General features: G+C 68.6%; 19 protein-coding genes. 5 read left to right on the forward strand and 14 right to left on the reverse strand.

All coding sequences use genetic code 11. The features are described from left to right. Positions 1–293 (forward strand): FitA-like ribbon-helix-helix domain-containing protein (locus AC5Y36_RS12360; protein ID WP_500041202.1); only part of this gene is annotated, 293 nt, incomplete at its 5' end. Further along, positions 290–697: a type II toxin-antitoxin system VapC family toxin gene (locus AC5Y36_RS12365; protein WP_500041203.1), complete on the forward strand. Its 408-nt coding sequence runs from the start codon at positions 290–292 to the stop codon at positions 695–697. The genes AC5Y36_RS12360 and AC5Y36_RS12365, both read left to right, overlap by 4 nt. A gap of 2 nt (positions 698–699) precedes the next feature. Here the strand turns inward: AC5Y36_RS12365 and AC5Y36_RS12370 are convergent, their stop codons facing one another. After that, complete coding sequence (locus tag AC5Y36_RS12370) at positions 700–2,106, reverse strand: sensor histidine kinase (RefSeq protein WP_500041204.1); 1,407 nt, start codon at positions 2,104–2,106, stop codon at positions 700–702. A 5-nt stretch (positions 2,107–2,111) separates the two neighbouring features. Then, positions 2,112–2,843, reverse strand: coding sequence for a response regulator transcription factor (locus AC5Y36_RS12375; RefSeq protein WP_500041205.1), 732 nt, complete (start codon positions 2,841–2,843; stop codon positions 2,112–2,114). A 147-nt stretch (positions 2,844–2,990) separates the two neighbouring features. On the opposite strand from AC5Y36_RS12375, the gene AC5Y36_RS12380 reads away from it, so the two are divergent. Continuing rightward, positions 2,991–3,296, forward strand: coding sequence for a PE family protein (locus tag AC5Y36_RS12380; RefSeq protein ID WP_500041206.1), 306 nt, complete (start codon positions 2,991–2,993; stop codon positions 3,294–3,296). A gap of 15 nt (positions 3,297–3,311) precedes the next feature. Then, complete coding sequence (locus AC5Y36_RS12385) at positions 3,312–4,619, forward strand: PPE family protein, SVP subgroup (protein ID WP_500041207.1); 1,308 nt, start codon at positions 3,312–3,314, stop codon at positions 4,617–4,619. 1 nt (position 4,620) lies between these two features. Here the strand turns inward: AC5Y36_RS12385 and AC5Y36_RS12390 are convergent, their stop codons facing one another. The 3 genes from AC5Y36_RS12390 to AC5Y36_RS12400 are packed head-to-tail and all read right to left on the reverse strand — an operon-like array spanning position 4,621 to position 6,623. Beyond that, positions 4,621–4,983, reverse strand: a complete 363-nt coding sequence (locus AC5Y36_RS12390; RefSeq protein WP_500041208.1) for a DoxX family protein — start codon at positions 4,981–4,983, stop codon at positions 4,621–4,623. A gap of 9 nt (positions 4,984–4,992) precedes the next feature. Then, positions 4,993–6,177 carry an SPFH domain-containing protein gene (locus AC5Y36_RS12395; RefSeq protein WP_500041209.1) on the reverse strand — a complete coding sequence of 395 codons (1,185 nt, stop codon included), beginning with the start codon at positions 6,175–6,177 and terminating at the stop codon, positions 4,993–4,995. Positions 6,178–6,191: 14 nt separating this feature from the next. Continuing rightward, the gene (locus tag AC5Y36_RS12400; RefSeq protein WP_500041210.1) at positions 6,192–6,623 is read right to left on the reverse strand and encodes an NfeD family protein; all 432 of its coding nucleotides are present in this window, start codon (positions 6,621–6,623) and stop codon (positions 6,192–6,194) included. A 113-nt stretch (positions 6,624–6,736) separates the two neighbouring features. Here AC5Y36_RS12400 and AC5Y36_RS12405 point away from each other — a divergent pair, with 113 nt between their 5' ends. Then, positions 6,737–7,543: an Rv1486c family protein gene (locus AC5Y36_RS12405; RefSeq protein WP_500041211.1), complete on the forward strand. Its 807-nt coding sequence runs from the start codon at positions 6,737–6,739 to the stop codon at positions 7,541–7,543. 6 nt (positions 7,544–7,549) lie between these two features. Here the strand turns inward: AC5Y36_RS12405 and AC5Y36_RS12410 are convergent, their stop codons facing one another. The 9 genes from AC5Y36_RS12410 to ripA all read right to left on the reverse strand — a co-directional run bounded on the left by AC5Y36_RS12410 (position 7,550) and on the right by ripA (position 16,835). After that, a complete protein-coding gene (locus tag AC5Y36_RS12410) occupies positions 7,550–8,554 on the reverse strand; it encodes a ferrochelatase (RefSeq protein ID WP_500041212.1) in 1,005 nt (334 codons plus the stop codon). A gap of 9 nt (positions 8,555–8,563) precedes the next feature. Further along, a complete protein-coding gene (gene inhA, locus AC5Y36_RS12415; protein WP_500041213.1) occupies positions 8,564–9,373 on the reverse strand; it encodes an NADH-dependent enoyl-ACP reductase InhA in 810 nt (269 codons plus the stop codon). Between the two features lie 21 nt (positions 9,374–9,394). Continuing rightward, on the reverse strand, positions 9,395–10,135 hold the full coding sequence (gene fabG1, locus AC5Y36_RS12420; RefSeq protein ID WP_500041214.1) for a 3-oxoacyl-ACP reductase FabG1: 741 nt from the start codon (positions 10,133–10,135) through the stop codon (positions 9,395–9,397). Positions 10,136–10,183: 48 nt separating this feature from the next. Further along, positions 10,184–11,353 carry a DUF7373 family lipoprotein gene (locus tag AC5Y36_RS12425; protein WP_500041215.1) on the reverse strand — a complete coding sequence of 390 codons (1,170 nt, stop codon included), beginning with the start codon at positions 11,351–11,353 and terminating at the stop codon, positions 10,184–10,186. 99 nt (positions 11,354–11,452) lie between these two features. Continuing rightward, positions 11,453–12,460: a VWA domain-containing protein gene (locus tag AC5Y36_RS12430; RefSeq protein WP_500041216.1), complete on the reverse strand. Its 1,008-nt coding sequence runs from the start codon at positions 12,458–12,460 to the stop codon at positions 11,453–11,455. Between the two features lie 42 nt (positions 12,461–12,502). Next, on the reverse strand, positions 12,503–13,414 hold the full coding sequence (locus AC5Y36_RS12435; RefSeq protein WP_500041318.1) for a DUF58 domain-containing protein: 912 nt from the start codon (positions 13,412–13,414) through the stop codon (positions 12,503–12,505). 47 nt (positions 13,415–13,461) lie between these two features. After that, a complete protein-coding gene (gene moxR1, locus AC5Y36_RS12440; protein ID WP_500041217.1) occupies positions 13,462–14,574 on the reverse strand; it encodes a chaperone MoxR1 in 1,113 nt (370 codons plus the stop codon). Positions 14,575–14,715: 141 nt separating this feature from the next. Further along, positions 14,716–15,420 carry an NlpC/P60 family peptidoglycan endopeptidase RipB gene (gene ripB / locus AC5Y36_RS12445; protein WP_500041218.1) on the reverse strand — a complete coding sequence of 235 codons (705 nt, stop codon included), beginning with the start codon at positions 15,418–15,420 and terminating at the stop codon, positions 14,716–14,718. Between the two features lie 11 nt (positions 15,421–15,431). Then, positions 15,432–16,835 (reverse strand): NlpC/P60 family peptidoglycan endopeptidase RipA, encoded by a 1,404-nt coding sequence (ripA, locus tag AC5Y36_RS12450; protein ID WP_500041219.1) that lies wholly within the window; start codon positions 16,833–16,835, stop codon positions 15,432–15,434. Positions 16,836–16,891 lie beyond the last annotated feature (56 nt).

Genomic DNA, 16,891 nt, shown 5'->3' on the forward strand with positions numbered 1-16,891 from the left:
CAAGAAGGGCGCTGACCCGAGTGCAGCTAAAACAGCTGCGTTACAGCTATAATGCAGCAATGGTTGCGGTCACGATTCGCGATGTTCCCGCGCTGGTCCGCGACGAGTTGGCCGCACGCGCCGCACGGTCAGGACAGTCACTGCAGGAATATCTGCGCGACCTGCTCGTCGCAACCGCGGATAAGCCGACCGTTACCGATGTCGTTGCTCGCGCCCGGGCGCGACTAAATGCCACTGACGCCGGTATGGTCGCCCAAGACATCCTGTCCGCCAAGGACGCCGACCACCGGTGAGCGGGCGCATCGTTTGCGACGCGTCCGTAGTGGCGGCGATGTTGTTGGACTCCGGGAGCCACGGCCAGTGGGCCGCCGCGCAACTCACCGACGCGGATCTATTCGCACCCGCGCTGTTGCCTTTTGAGTGCGCCAACGTCATCCGGCGACTTGAACTGGCCGGATCGACCAGCCCCGACCATGCCGGACAGGCGCATGCTGACCTGCTCGATCTGCAAATCAACTTGTGGCCATACGAGGTGCTGGCAGCCCGATGCCGGCAGCTGCGGGCCAATCTGTCCAGCTACGACGCCAGCTATGTGGCGCTGGCCGAGCTGCTGGCCGTGCCGTTGGCGACGTTGGATCGACGGATTGGACGCGCGCCCGGAGTCAGGTGCCAGATCCTGTGTCCCGACCCTGGGTGACGCTACGGCGCCGCCGTACCGATCGGCAGGACGAACCGCATCTGCGCGCCGTGCTCACGCGGCACGCACATCAAGTCGCCGCCGTGCGCGCGGGCCAGCGCCCGCGCGATGGGCAAACCCAGGCCGGCGCCGCCGTGATCGCGGGTACGTGCCGAGTCCAATCTGACCAGCCGCTCGAAGATGCGCTCAGCGTCGCCCGGCGGAATTCCGGGTCCGGTGTCGGTCACGGTCACTTCCACGCTGGCGTCGTCGCGGCGCTGCACAACGACGCTGATCCGCCCGCCGGCCGATGTACACCGACGGGCATTGTCCAGCAGGTTGGACAGGATCTGCGCCACCCGCGTCGGGTCGGCCCGGACCGCCAGCGCCGCCGGCCCGGTGTGTTCAATCACCAGCTGCGGTGCCAGCATCGTGGCGCGGTCCACTTCGACGTTGACGATCGCCGCCAAGTCGGTGTCCTTCATCTCCAGTGGCAGCCCGGCGTCGATGTAGCTCAACTCCAGCATGTCGGTGACCAGCCGGGTCGCCCGCCGCGCATCGGCCAGGAGCAAGGTGGCCCGCCGGTATTGGCGCAGTGCCGCCTCATCGGCTTCGTCCTGGTCCACGTTGCTGGCGACCTGTTCGGCAGCGGCTTGGATTCCGGCGATCGGGGTGCGCAATTCGTGGGCGGCGTCGGCGAGGAATCTCCGAGTGGCGGCCTCGGCACGTTGGGCGCCGGCGGCGGCACGCTGGGCGCGCTGTTCGGAATCCTCCAGCGCATCCAGCATGTCGTCGAATGCGCTGGCGGCACGGCCGAGTTCGGTTTCGGCATTGGCGGGCCGCAGCCGTCGACCTCGATCCCCGGTGGTGATGTCCTTGGCCAACCCCGTCAGGCGCTCCAATGGTCGCAGCGCGGCGCGGCTGACCGCGAGCAGCAACACCGCCGCCACAACCAGGGTGGCCAGGCCGGCGCCGATCATCAATTGGCGCAACTGCCGGATCGTTTCCCGAACCTCGGTGGTGTCGGCGACCAGGATGACCCGCCCGCCGCCGGCCAACGGGTGCACGACCACCGTGGCGGTGTCGTCCGGTTCCAGCGGCTGCGGATCCGTGATCTGGCCGGCGGTAGTGTCCTCTTCGATCGCCGGGTCGCCGTAGCTGGTGCCATCCGCGGTGACGACCAGTGCGCGCACGACGCCGCTGTTGAGCTGATCCGCCAACTGTTCTGGCGAAATATTGATGGCGGCAAGGGAATCCGCACGGGTGATGGCAGCCGCCAAGCGGTCATGCAGGTTCTGGTTCGCCTGGGCGCCCAGGCTGGTGTCGATGACGATGCCCAACGCCAACAACAGCACCGCCATGAGCCCGACCATCATCATCGTCACCCGGCGCTGCAGCGACGGCGTCGGAGTGGCCACGTCTCCGGCCATTGCCCTCATGGACGTTGTGGCCGTAGCCGGTAGCCGATGCCGCGGACCGTGTGCAGGATTCGGGGGCCGTGCGCCTCCAGCTTGTGCCGCAGTCCGCTGATGTGCACCTGCACCAGGTTGGGGTCGTAGGCGTCATATCCCCAGACCCCGTTGAGGATCTGGCCGGCGCTGACGATCCGGCCGCGCTGTTCGACGAGGTACACCAGCAACCTCAACTCGGTGGCCGTCAGCTCCAACGGCCGCCCGGCGCGGCTGGCCACCCCGGCATCGGCATCCAGCATCAGATCCCCGAACTGCACCACCGAGGGCAACCGGCCGCGCCTGCGCAGCACCGCACCCACCCGCGACAGCAGCTCGGCGAGTTCAAAGGGCTTGACCACGTAGTCATCGGCGCCGCCGTCCAGGCCGCGCAGCCGGTCGGGCAAACCGTCGCGGGCCGTCAGCAGCACAATCCCGGCGTCACCCCACTGCAGGATCACCTCGAGCAGGGTGAAGCCGTCGCGGCCCGGCAGCATCAGATCCAACACCACCAGATCCGGCCGGAACCCGTCGAGGACCTCCTCGAGCCCTTCTCCGTCGGGACGGGCGTCAGCCAGATAGCCGGCGTCGGTCAGCGCCTCGCTGACCATCTCGCGGATGGTCTCCGAGTCCTCCACCACCAGCACTCGCGGAGTGCCCACGCTGAACGCATCATCCGCCGGTCGGCCCCGCCGGTCGATCAGCCGCGGATCAGTCATGCTCCATTGTTAGCACTGCGGCGGCAGCATGGTCACGTTTGCGCATCTTCAGGTTGATTTCAAGTTCACTGGCTAATTTCCCCAGCGGACATGAATTCTCTTGCCGGGTAGCGGTTCTCATTCGGCCAACTGGAGAGGAGTTTAACCATGACGACACCGTTCGTAACGGCGCAGCCGGAAGCATTGGCCGCCACCGCCAGCCAGCTCGCCGGGGTCGGTTCAGCGTTGACCTCCGCCAACACCGCCGCGGCGGGCCCGACCACCGGGGTGATCCCGGCCGCCGCCGATCCGGTATCGGCGCTGACGGCGCTGCAGTTCACCGCCCATGCCCAGCTGTATCAGTCGGTCGCGGCGCAGGCGGCCGCGGTGCATGACCTGTTTGTCCAGACCCTGGGGACCAGCGCGGGTTCGTATGCGGCCACCGAGGCCGCCAACGTTCTCGCAGCCGGCTGAGCGATCGGAGCATCAATGGATTTCGCGGCGGTGCCACCGGAGATCAACTCCGCCCGGATGTACACCGGTCCGGGCTCGGCGCCGATGCTGGCCGCTGCCACCGCGTGGAACGGGCTCGCGGCCGAACTGCATGCGGCAGGTGCGGGCTACCAGTCGGCGATCTCGGAGCTCGCCACCGGATGGTCGGGCGCGTCGGCCGCGTCGATGACCGCGGCAACCCAGCCCTACGTCACGTGGATGTATACCGCGGCTGCCGCGGCCGAACAGACCGCGACCCGCGCCAAGGCCGCCGCGGCAGCCTATGAGGCGGCGTTCACCATGACCGTGCCACCGCCGGTCATCGCGGCCAACCGCACCCTCTTGCTGTCGCTGTTGGCCAGCAACATCCTGGGCCAGAACACCGGGGCCATCGCGGCCACCGAGGCGCACTATGCCGAGATGTGGGCCCAGGACGCCACAGCCATGTACGGCTACGCCGGCAGTGCCGCGGCGGCCTCGGCCCTGACCCCGTTCAGCGAGCCACCACAGACCACCAACCCGGCCGGATCGACCAGCCAGGCCGCCGCCGTCGGCCAGGCCACCGCCAGCGCGGCCGGCAGCCAGGTGCACAACGCGGTCACCCAGCTTGCAGCCGTGCCGAATGCGTTGCAGTCGCTGACGTCGCCGACGGTGGCCGCCGCGGGCTCGGCGGCGTTGCCGAACGCGCTGGCATCGTCGCTAGCGGCCGACCCTGCCCTGGCGATGGCCGCCGCGGGGCTGGCGTCGAGCCTGTTCGGCACATTCGTCATCGATTCGGCCGGCACGTTCGGGATCGACGCCATCGGCACCTTCGGGATCGACATGCTCGGTGTCGAGATGATCGAGACCGCCGAAGGCCTGGTGCCGCCGCTGTTCATGCCCTTCATGGCGTCGTCGGCCGCGCCGGTCGCGGCAGGACTGGGGGAAGCCGCGTCGATCGGCGCGTTGTCGGTGCCGCAGGCCTGGACGGTGGCCGCACCGTTGGCGATTCAGAACCTCAGTGCGACGTCCGCCATGGGTGCCGTTCCCGCGGTGGCCGCCGGGGAGGCGGCCGTCCCGTTCGCCGAGATGGCCACCGCGGGTGTGGCCGGGCGGGCGCTGGCCGGGGTCGTCGGGCGCGGCCGCGGCGTAACGGGCGGCCTGACGGCCAAACAACGTGCGGCCGCACCCAAACCGCCGCCGACCAGCCGCGTCCAGTCCATCGGCGCCGACCTGCGTGAGCTGGCCGAACTGCGTGATGCCGGGCTGCTCACCGAGGACGAATTCGTCGAGGAGAAGCGCCGGCTGCTCGGTCCGGCCGAATGACCTAGTCCCCCGCGCTGTCCGGGCCCTTGGCGGTCATCACCGCATAGGTCAGCAGGAACGTCGCCGCCGGAATGGTATTGACCGGTTTGTCGCGCACCCGCAGGTGTGCACCGACCGCCAGCGCGAAGTACAGCGTCAGCATCGCCGTCGTCAGCCGCGCCAGCGCCGGGAATCGGCTCGCGGCCAGCAGACCGACCACCGAGGCGGCTTTGGAGGCCGGCAGGACCCACCGGATGTTCGGTGGAACACCCAGCGTGTCAAGGCTTTTCTCGATATAGGGAATCGGGATGCCGCATGCCACCGCATCGCCGGCCTGAAAGGCGGCCAGCGCCGCGTAGGTCTTGTTCGATGTCAGGGCGCTCATGGTCCAACCTTACGGCTGCGCCGGCGGGTAGGCCGCGGGTGGTGACAGTTCCGGAGCGGCCTGATGGCGCGGTGGGCCCGCCAACGCGTCGTCGACGGGTTTACGGGCGTCGGCCTCTGCCTTGGCGACGGCCTGCGCGGTCGCCGGATCGGTTTCGGTGGAGAACCAGTCGGCGACGTCCTCGTCGTCGACGGCCGCCGGAGCGACGTCGTCGACCGGCGAGGGCTGATACCGGAAAACCCCGTCATCGCCGGGGGCCCCGAGCAGCTTGGTGAAACCCTGCAGCGCCGAACCGAAGTCGCTGGGCACCACCCACACCTTGTTGGCTTCGCCCTTGGCCATCTGCGGCAGCACCTGCAGATATTGGTAGGCCAGCATTTCCGGGGTCGGCCGGCCGGCCTTGATCGCGGCGAACGTTTTCTCGATGGCCTTGGCCTGCCCCTGGGCTTGCAGGTAGGCGGCGGCCCGCTCCCCCTGGGCCCGCAGGATCCGGGACTGTCGTTCGGCTTCGGCCGCCAGAATCGCGGCCTGCTTGGCGCCCTCGGCGGCCAGAATCTCGGCCTGCTTCTGTCCTTCGGCCTGCTTGATCGCCGACTCGCGCGAGCCCTCAGCGGTCAGGATCATCGCCCGCTTTTCCCGGTCGGCTTTCATCTGCTTTTCCATCGATGCCTGGATCGACGGCGGCGGGTCGATGCTGCGCAGCTCCACCCTCGCCACCCGCAGCCCCCAGCGGCCGGTGGCTTCGTCCAGCACGCCGCGCAGTTGGCTGTTGATCACCTCGCGCGAGGTCAGGGTCTGCTCCAGCGTCATGCCGCCGACCACGTTGCGCAGCGTGGTGGTGGCCAGCTGCTCGACGCCGACGATGTAGTTGCTGATCGCGTACACCGCCGCCTGCGGGTTGGTGACCTGGAAGTACACCACCGTGTCGATGTTGAGGGTCAGGTTGTCCTCGGTGATCACCGGCTGCGGCGGGAACGACACCACCCGCTCACGCAGGTCCACCCGGGCGCGCACCCGGTCGATGAACGGCACCAACAGCGTCAGCTGCCCGCTGACGGTGCGACTGTAGCGGCCCAGGCGCTCGATTACCGCGGCCTCGGCCTGCGGGATCAGGGCGATCGACTTGGCCACCACGATGACCGCGAAGATCACCAGGACGGCCAGGAACACCAGCCCGCCTGTGTATCCCTCCATGAGACCTCCTTCTGCTAGCTCTTCCAGACCACCGCGGTGGCGCCGTCGATCTGCATGACGGTCACCTGCTCACCGGGTTCGAAGACGTCGTCGTCGTTGAGCGGCCGCGCCGTCCAGACCTCACCGTCGACCTTGACCTGCCCCTCGTGCCGGGCGACCCGGTCCAGCACCAGCGCGCTTTTGCCCTCCAACGCGGCGATACCGGTGGCGGTGTCCACCGGCGGCGTCAGGCGTCGCCGCAGACCGGGCCGGACCAACAGCAGCAACAGCAGCGAAACCACCAGGAACACCGCCCCGTCGGCCCACGCCGGCCAGTCCAGCAACCAGCTCGTGCCGGATGCGGCGAGCGCGCCGCCGCTGAGCATCAGCAGGAACATGTCGCCGGTCAACACCTCGGCGCCGGCGAGCCCGAGTGCGGCAATCAGCCAGATCAGCGCGGCGGGCATGTCGCCAGCCTAGCGGGGCGATCGCAAGCGCGGCAGAGCCGGGCGCAGCGGGTCGACCCATCGGACCCGTGTCTGGCGGCCTGCTGACGGCTGCGCTATTAGACTGCGACGTCATGTGGTGCCCAAGCGGAACGCTGTCGGTGTGGGCAAACGCGTGGCTCGCCGGACAGGCCGCCCCCGACGATGTCCTCGACGCGTTAATGCATTGGGCGTTACGGCAATCGGTGACCGCCTACGACGCCGTTGCGGCCGGGAATTCCGGGTTGCCGTGGCCCGACGTGAACACTGCCGGGACGATGTCGCTGTTGCAGACCGTGCGCGCCGCGGCCGGCGGGCGCGCGGAGCCGACCATCAGTGTGGTGTTGCCGGTCCCCGGTGATGTACGTGGGCTGCCGGCGGGCACCCAGTTCGCCCAGGATGCGCTGGCCGCCGGTGAGGCGATCCTGGTCACCGGCCCGCGCGGCGCCGCGATCGGGCTGGTTCCCGAGTACGACGAGTCCGAGGCGTTGTCCTGGATCGTCTACGCCCTGTCGGATGTGCCGGTTCCGCAGCAGCACGACCTCGGCCAAGCCGAACACGACCTGCGTTCGGCGGTGCGCGCTGCGGCCGACGCACTGTCCGCGCTGGGCGCGATCGGCGACCGCGTGGCCGACCCGCGCACCCTTGTCGAACAGGTGCTGGAAACCACGGCGCACCACCCGGTTCCCGAGCATGCGCCGTCGCGCGCGGTGCGGGTGCTCAACACCGCCGCCCACGTCGATGCGATCATCACGGTCACCTCAGAACTCGAGCCCAGCGGTGTGCGGTCGCTGTCGGAGGCTCAGCTCGCCGGAAATGCGCTGCGGCCGTTGGCCGCGGTGGTCCGGTCCGCGCGACTGGCCGCCGTCGACGCGATCCTGCAGTCCGCCTGGCAGGTCTAGAGCAACTCAGCGCTCAGCCACACAGTGCGGCGGCCGGCAGGGTGCGCCGTTGACACCGAATCCGCAGCCCGGCACCGGGCTTGGCCCGCTGACACGCGAAGGCTCACGGCCGTACCGCAGCTCGTCGATCAGGTCACGGGCCAGCTCGGCGAACCGCCGGTCCGCGTTGGGCGTCGCCGCGCGCGCGAAAGCCATTCCTGCGGCCTGCGCCTGCGCCCGTAATTCGTGGTCGAGGTCCCATGCCACCTCGATGTGGTCGGCGACAAACCCGATCGGACAGACGATTACCGCCTGGGTCCCGTTGTCCGCCAACGTGGCGAGGTGCTCGGCGACGTCGGGCTCCAGCCACGGGATGCGCGGCGGGCCCGAGCGTGACTGCCACACCTGGTCGTATTCGGAATACCCGGCGGCGGCGGCGACCAGCCCCGCGGCGTAGCCGACTTGGCGGCTGTAAAGCTGTGGGCCGTAACGCTGGTCGGCGGCCACCGGAATCGAATGCGCGGTGAACACCAGCCGGGCATCTGTCGGCACCGTGGCGGCCGCGGCTGCGATGGCGTCGGCGAACATCTCCACCATCAGCGGGTGGTCGAAATACTGTCGCAGCTTCACCAGCTCGGGTGCGTTGGCGCCGGCCGCGCGGCGAGCCCGCTCGATGTCCTCAACGTATCGCGTACAGCTGGATTCGCCGCCCCATGCCGAGGTGGTGAAGACCGCAGCACGGCGAACCCCGTTGTCGCGCATGGCCGCAACCGTGTCTTCGACGTAGGGTTCCCAGTTGCGATTGCCGAAATAGACCGGCAGGTCCAGTTCGGCTCGTAACTGTTCGATCAGGGCGCGGTTGATCCCGTTGATCGGCGATACCCCGCCGAAATGCAGGTAGTGCTCGGCAACCGCATCGAGTCGCTCCGGGGGGATGCCGCGTCCTCGGGTGACGTTCTCCAGGAACGGCCGCACCTGCTCAGGCCCTTCGGGCCCGCCGAACGACAGCAGCAGGACGGCATCAAAGTGCACCGCACTTCCCTACAGCAGCTGGGTGTGGGCGCCGCCGTCGGCGTAGACGACGGTCCCGGTGGTGGCCGGCAGCCAGTCGGAGAGCAGCGCGCACACCGTTTTGGCGACCGGGGTGGGATCCTTCATGTCCCAGCCGACCGGGGCGCGCTGGTCCCAGCCCTCCTCGAGCAGCCGCATCTGGTCGCCTGCCTCTTCACCCAGCGCGCCGCCGACGATGGCGCTCATCGCCAGGGTCCGGATCGGTCCGGCCGCAACCAGATTGGAGCGCACCCCGAATTGGCCCGCCTCGCGCGCCACGAATCGGTTGACCGACTCCAATGCGCTCTTGGCCACCGTCATCCAGTTGTAGGCCGGCATGGCGCGGGTCGGGTCGAAGTCCATCCCGACGATCGACCCACCCGGGTTCATGACCGGCAGCGTCGCCTTGGCCAGCGAGGCATACGAGTAGGCCGAGATGTGGATGCCCTTGGCGATGTCCTCATACGGGGCGTCGAAGAATGGGTTGATTCCCATCCCGGTCTGCGGCATGAAGCCGATCGAGTGCACCACACCGTCGAGCTTGTTGCCCTCGCCGATCACCTCGGTGATCCGGGCCGCCAACGAGTCCAGGTGCTCGTTGTTCTGCACGTCGAGTTCCAGCAGCGGCGCCGGCTCCGGCAACCGGTCCGCGATGCGCTGGATCAGCCGCATCCGGTCAAAGCCGGTGAGCACCAGCTGCGCGCCGGCCTCCTGTGCCACCTTTGCGATGTGGAACGCGATCGAGGAGTCGGTGATGATCCCGGTGACCAGGATCCGCTTGCCGTCGAGAAAGCCTGCCATGAAATGTCCTTCGCTCTGTCTTTAGTGGCCCATGCCCATGCCGCCGTCGACCGGGATCACCGCGCCGGCGATGTAGCTGGCGTCCTCGGAGGCCAGGAAGCTGACCGCACCGGCGACCTCGGCGGCCGTGCCGACCCGCTTGGCCGGGATGAACTCCAGCGCGCCCGCCTGGATCCGCTCGTCTAAGGCGCGGGTCATCTCGGTGTCGATGTAGCCGGGCGCGACGACGTTCGCGGTCACACCGGCCTTGGACAGCTCCCGCGAGATCGAGCGGGCCATGCCGATCAGACCGGCCTTGGCGGCCGCATAGTTGGCCTGGTTGCCGATCCCCCAGGTGCCCGAGACCGAGCCGATGTAGATGATCCGGCCGAAGCGCTTGCGCTGCATGCTGCGCGACGCGCGCTGGGTCACCCGGAACGCGCCGGTGAGGTTGGCGTTGATGACCTCTTGGAAGCGCTCCTCGGTCATCCGCATCAGGAACGCGTCCTTGGAGATACCGGCGTTGGACACCAGCACCTCGACGGGCCCCTGGTGCTCCTCGATCTGGGTGAAAGCGCGGTCCACGGCGTCGTTGTCGGTGACGTCGCACTCGACGCCGAACAACCCGTCCGGCGCCCCGGATCCCCGGTGCGTGACCGCCACCTTGTGGCCGTCGGCGGCCAGTCGCTGGGCGATGGCCAGACCGATCCCCCGGTTTCCGCCGGTGACCAGCACGGATCGGGACACGAAGGCGGGCTTGCCGCCAGCGGCTACGTCAGTCACGGCGCTAAACCTATCAGTGCGTCGACCCCGCACCGGCCAGGCCCGTGTTCAGTTCGACATCAGGATCATGTATTGAGCCGTGATCTTCTGATGGGCATCCTTCAACTGGCTGCTGTCCACCTCGATGGCGTAGCGGTCACCCACCGCCATACACCAGAACTGCGCGCCCGACTGCAGGCAGCGGCTTTCGGGAAGCCCTTTCACGCCGTCCGCCGATTTGAAGCCCCCGGTCTTGACCTCGGCAACGAACGTGTCGCGGATGCGCTGCGCGCCCTGAGCATCGGCAGCGCGGTAGACGGTGGCGTTGCCCTTGGACATCAGGTCCGTGCCGGTGTCTTTGAACAGCGTGGCGGTGGCAGCCGGGTCGGACTGAAAAAGCAGGGCTGCGTGCGGCCCGTACACCTGGTTGTTGACCACCGCGCGGTGCTCACTGTTGTCCGGCAGCGTTCGCGCGAGCAGACCACTCGGGTCGGCAGGCAGCTTGGCGAGGTCCTGTGGCGGCGTCGGCTTGAAGCCGGCGATTGCCGACGCCTGCAGGTCAAGAGTCTTCGCTACCAACGCCGCCCCCGAATCGATACCGAGGGTAGTTTCCACGCGCTGCAACAGCACAAAGGGCCCGTTGGCGGTGATCGCCTGAACGGTGGTCCATCCGTTGGCGCCGTAGGTGACGGCCGGGGCATCAGGATGCCCGGGAATCGATGTCGACACCGGGTCGTCGTTGATGATGGTTTCCGGGTCCAGCGCGCGCGCCGAGAAGTCTGCGGCTGCCGCAGCCGCCGCGGCCGGGTCGGGAAATTCCATCACCGTGTTGAGCAGCGACGTGTCGTTCGGTGCGGCATTGGCGCGTTGTGTGCCGAAGCCGGTGATGAAGCCGTGCTCGCCGGCCGCTGCCGCGATCTTCTGATGCAGGACGAGGACGACCGCGCTGGCATCTTTGAGGAGCATGGCGGCCCGGCGATCCGACTGGGTGAGTTTCGGATCGGCTTCCCATGGCCCCACAACGTAATCGGCGAGGCGGGCCGCCTCGACGAGCGCACCCTTGGCATTTGACCCGGCCTCACCCAGGGGCGGCTGCGGCTTGGTCGGGTAGTTCCCGCTGTCGAGCTGGGAGAAGTCCACCGCCGCGGTGGCGGAGGTCTGGCTGGCGGTCGTCGGTGTGCCGTCCACCGCCGTGGTTCCGCAGCCCGCCAGTGTCAGCGCCGCGGTGGCCAGACCCACTGCCCGAGTGATCGCTCGTAAACCATACCTACCCGACGTTGCGCTGTTTGGGCATCCCATACGGTGACAATACGATACCCAGCGGACCTCGAATGTCACCTAATCCGGCAGGCGGCGGTTGATCAGCAGGGCCGCCAGCGCGGACAGTGCCAACACCAGCGAACCCAGCCGCAGCCAGCCTGTGGAGGCATCGCCGCGGATCGTCTCGAACCCGATCTGGTCTTGCAGCGTCGAGTACACGTCCTTGAGCTGCTCCAGGCTGGAGGCGGTGTAGAAGCTGCCGCCGGACAGATCGGCGATGCGCTTGAGCGAATCGTCGTCGACGGGGACCGGTTGGCGCTGGCCGTTGATCTCCACGTAGCCGTAGCGGGTGCCGAAGGAGATGGTGGACACCGGCACACCCTGATCCTTGGCGGTGCGTGCCGCGGTGAACGCGCCCTTGGGGTTGTCCGGGTTGGACGGCACGGTCTCCTTGCCGTCGGACTCCAACACGATCCGCGCCGGCGGCGGGGTGTCGCCGCCGCCGATCACCGCGCCCACGGTGGCGATCGCTTGCAAAGCGGTGAAAATGCCCTCGCCGGTCGCGGTGCGGTCGGCGAGTTGCAGCTTGTCGATGGCCGCTTTGGTCGCCTCCCGGTTGGTGGTCGGCGAGACCAGCACCGTCGCGGTGCCCGCATAGGCGATCAAGCCGAGGTTGATACCGGGGGTCAGCTCGTCGGCGAACTGCTTACCGGCCTCCTGCGCGGCGGCCAGCCGGCTGGGTTCGACATCGGTGGAGCGCATCGACTGCGACACATCGATCACCAGCATCACCACCGCACGGTTGCGTGGGATGCGCACGTCGTGCGTCGGGCCGGCCATCGCGACGGTGAACAGCACCAACGAGGCCAGCAGCAGGCCCGCGGCCAGGTGGCGCAGCCGGCTCGGCTGTTTCGGGGCAACGCTTTCCAGCAGCTCCATGTTGGCGAATCGCAGCATCCGCTTGTGGCGGGACGCCTGCACGACGATGTACAGCCCCGCCAGCGCGACGACGACCAGCAGGAACAGGAAGAACCACGCGTGGGCGAAACCGGTCAGCGTCATGGGCCCGAGCAGCGGCAGTGTCATAAAAGGCCTGTCTCTTCGGTACGGGTCAGGGTGCTCTCCGGGTCACTGGTGCCCTGCCAGCGCCCCGCGACGGCGGGATTCGACGAACCGGACGATGTCGGCGATCCAGTCCCGGTCGGTCCTCAGCGACAACAGGGGTGCGCCGCAGCTGCGCAGCGTGCGGGCCACATCGGAGCGGTGGGCCGCGGCGGCGGCGGCGAAGTCGTCGCGCAGTTGTCCGTCAATCGTGAACTCGCGGGTGACGCCGGATTCGGTGTCCTGCAGGATGACATCGCCGACGTCGGGCAACGCGACATCGCGCGGATCGAGCACCTCGATGCCCAGGACCTCGTGGCGGGCGGCGATCGCCCGCAGCGGGCGCATCCAGTTGATCGGACCCAGGAAGTCGCTGATCACCACCGCCATCCCGCGCCGACGCTCGGGCCGCCGCAGTGCGTCGATGGCCAGCGCCAGATCCCCGCGCACGCCCAACGGCGCCTTGGGCATGGTCGCGATGGTGCGCAACAGGGTCTGCTCATGCTGACGCCCGGAGCGGGCCGGAACGCGAACGATCCGTTCCCCGTTGGCGATCAGCGCACCCAGCCGGTTACCGCCGCCGCTGTTGAGGTAGGTGATCGCCGCCGCGGCCGCCACCGCCAGATCCCGCTTCTCGCAGCCGGTGGTGCCGAAGTCCAGGCTGGCCGACATGTCGACCACCAGCCAGGTTTCCAGCTCGCGGTCGGCGATCATCTGCCGCACGTGCGGATGGTTGGTCCGGGCGGTGACCGACCAGTCCATCCGGCGGACGTCGTCCCCGGGCTGGTAGATCCGCGACTCACCGGGTTCGGAACCGGGGCCGGGGATCAAGCCGAGGTGATCGCCGTGCAGCACGCCGTCGAGCTTGCGTTTGACGGTCAGCTCCAGGGTGCGCAGCGCGGCAGCGAGTTTGGGGTCGTTGATATCGCCGCGCAGCATCGACGGCGGACTCACGCCCGCCGGTTGAGTCCGGGTGCCTGGATCGGTCACCGAGCGCTAGCCGTGGCGACGGTGGGCATCGACGATCCTTGCTGCGGAACGGCATTCACCTGTGGCAGGGCCACCGTCTGCAGCACCCGGTTGATGACGACCTCCGGGGTGATCTCGTCGGCCAGCGCGTCGTAGGTGAGCACCAGTCGGTGCCGCAGCACGTCGGGGATGACCTCGATGACGTCCTGCGGAATCACGTAGTCACGCCCCCGCGCCAGCGCCAGCGCGCGTGAGGACGCGATGATGCCCAACGAGGCGCGCGGCGAGGCACCGTAGCCGATCCACGCCTTGACGTCGGGCATGCCGAACTGCTCCGGGTGCCGGGTGGCAGCGACCACCCGGACCACGTAGTCGACCAGCGCGTGGTGCACGAAGTTGTTGGCCGCACGCTCCTGCAACCGCAGCAGGTCTCCCGCCTGCAGGATCTGCTTGGGCTCCGGCGGCTTGACGCCCATCCGGTAGATGATCTCGCGCTCTTCCTCCGACGACGGGTAGTCGACGTTGATCTTGAACAGGAACCGGTCGCGCTGCGCCTCGGGCAGCGGGTAGACGCCTTCGTGCTCGATCGGGTTCTGGGTGGCCATCACCAGGAACGGGTTGGGCAGCGGGAACGTCTTGCCGCCGATGGACACCTTGCGTTCCTGCATGACCTCCAGCAGCGCCGACTGCACCTTGGCCGGGGCGCGGTTGATCTCGTCGGCGAGCAGGAAGTTGACCACCACCGGGCCCAGCTCGGTGTCGAACTCCTCCTTGCCCTGCCGGTAGATGCGGGTACCGATGATGTCGGTGGGCACCAGGTCCGGGGTGAACTGGATGCGGGCGAACGTCCCGCCGACCACCTTGGCGAAGGTCTCCACGGCAAGGGTCTTGGCCACGCCCGGCACACCCTCGAGCAGCACGTGGCCCTTGGCCAGCAGCCCGACCAGGATGCGTTCAACGAGCTGGTCCTGGCCCACGATGATCCGTTTGACCTCGAAGATGGCCCGCTCCAGGGCGTGCACATCGGCCGCCAGCCCGTTTCCAGCGGCGGCAGACGGCTCCCCTGCCGCGCGCGTCTCCGCGCCGGAGAAACCGCTGGCGCCCGCCGGCGCTCCCTCTGATGACGTCATGGACTACCCTCCACAAGCTCTATCGGACACAACTGCTGACACGACCGGCGGCCGCGGGGCAGCGGCGTGCCCTCGTTTCACTATTCCAGGCGACTGGGATTCCGTCGACGTGGCCTCCGACCCGCCGCTGCCCAGCCGCGCTCAGTACTCGATGATCCGGGTCAGGTACGGCGTCATACCGCCGGTTCGCACCGGAGAGACGACGACCTTGCCGGCGCTGCCGGAAGCTTCCAGCATCTGGCCGTTGCCCAGATACATGGTGACGTGCTGGCCGCCGCCGGGACCGTAGAAGATCAGGTCACCGCGGCGGGCCTGGTCCCGGGGAATGTGCCGCCCGGCGTTGTACTGGTCGCCGGAGAACCGCGGGATCAGCACACCGACGCCGGCGAAGGCGTACCGCATCAAACCCGAGCAGTCGAAGCCGACGATGTTGGCGCCGTCGTCGACGCCTTTGCTCGGGCCGGTCAACGAGCCTCCGCCCCACGAGTAGGGCACGCCCATCTGCGAGCCGCCCCGGCGGATGACGTACTCGATGGCTTGCGGGCCGCGCACCCGCTGCCCGGGAGCGGTGCTGACCGGGGCGTCGGCGCCGCCGACGTTGAACCCGAGCCCGGACAGGAACTTGCGGCCCAGATCCATGGTGGTCTGGGTGGCCTGGGCGGTGGCCTGCAACGACGCGTTGGCCATCGCCACCGGATCACCGGGCGCCCCGGCGCTGATGATCTGCGGCAACGTCGGGTCCCACCCCGGGTCAGCCTTCGCCGGACCGGCCAGGCCCACCAGCAGCGGAAGCACTGCCAGCATCACCCAGATCAGTCTGCTGAGACGGGAAACCTGATGGTGCATAGGACCTTTCGTCAGTACTCGATGTAACGGATCACGTAAGGGGTCATGCCGCTGGTGCGCACCGGCGAGATCTTCACGGTTTGTCCGACGTCGGGCGCCTCCAGCATCTGGCCGTTACCCAGGTAGATCGTCACGTGCTGACTGCCGCCGGGGCCGTAGAAAATGACGTCGCCGCGGCGCATCTGAGCGGACGGGATCTTGCGCCCCATCTCGTACTGGGATCCCGAGTAGTGCGGCAGCTTGATGCCGACCCCGGCGAATCCGTAGAGCACCAGCCCCGAGCAGTCGAAACCGACGGTGCCAGAACCCGAGCCGATGCCCTTACTGGGTCCGGCGGCGTTCCCGCCACCCCACGAATAGGGCACCCCGATCTGCGAACCGGCACGCCGGATCACGTATTCGGAGGCCTGCCGGCCATAGACCCTCGGAATGGCGCCCGGGGTGTTGGTGTAGCCGGTCTGGGTGGGCAGCAGGCCCAGGCTCTGCATGAACTTGCGGCCCATGTCCTGGGTGACCTGCGCCGACGTCTGCGAATAGCCGAGCAGGGTATTGATGACGGCCACCGGGTCGCCGCTGACGAAGGCGCTGGGCACCTGCGGCAGCGTGGGGTCCCACTCCCCGTCCCAGCGGCGAGGACCCGACGGCTGCGCGGTCTTGGGATCCCATTGGTCGGCGGGAGCGGTGCCCGGCGGCGCGGCCGGGTCGGCGGCGCGCCGGGCGGCGGCGAGTTTGGCCTGGGCCTCGTTGCGACGGGCGGCCAACTGGTCGATCTGTTGCTGCTGCGCCCCGAAGGTGCGCTGGGTCTCGGCGAGCTTGGCGACCGCCGTGTCCTGACTGGACTGGGCGTCGGTCAAAGCCTGGTCGGCGCGCTGTTTGGCCAGCCGGGCCGCCGATTCCTTGTTGACCTGCTCGGTGCGCGCGGCCTGCAGCGCTGCCATCGCGTCGTCGGAGCTGGCCGCCAGGGTCTGGCCGGCGCTTGCGGCGGCCAGGATGTCGTCGGGGCTGTCCGCGGTCAGAATGCTGTCCGAGGGACCGTTCACGTAGCTGGCCACCGCGAACTTGTCGAAGCGCTGCTGAGCGGTGCTGATCGCGGCGTTGGCGTTGCTGACGGCCTGTTGGCTGGTGTCGACGTCGTTCTGGGCGGCGGCGACGTTGTCCCGCGCGGTCGCCACATCGACGACCGCTTTGTTGACGCTTTCCTTTTCTGCCTGGATTTGCGCTCCGAGGTCCTGCAGGCGCTGGTTGGCGTCGGCGACGTCGGCGATGAGAGCGGCCATCCCATCCGAGGCCGGCTCCGCGCCGGCCGACCCGGGTGCGAACAGCGGGCCGCACAGCAGCATGGCCGCGGCCGTCGCCGTGGGCCCGGCTTTGGTGACAGCCACGCGGAGCGCAGAGTCGCGGCGGGTGCGTCTCATTCGACTCGGGTCTCCTGATGGCTCAAACGGAACGGACCAGACGGCGCCAGGCCTCA

The sequence above is a fragment of the Mycobacterium sp. NGS50 genome (assembly GCF_059812545.1).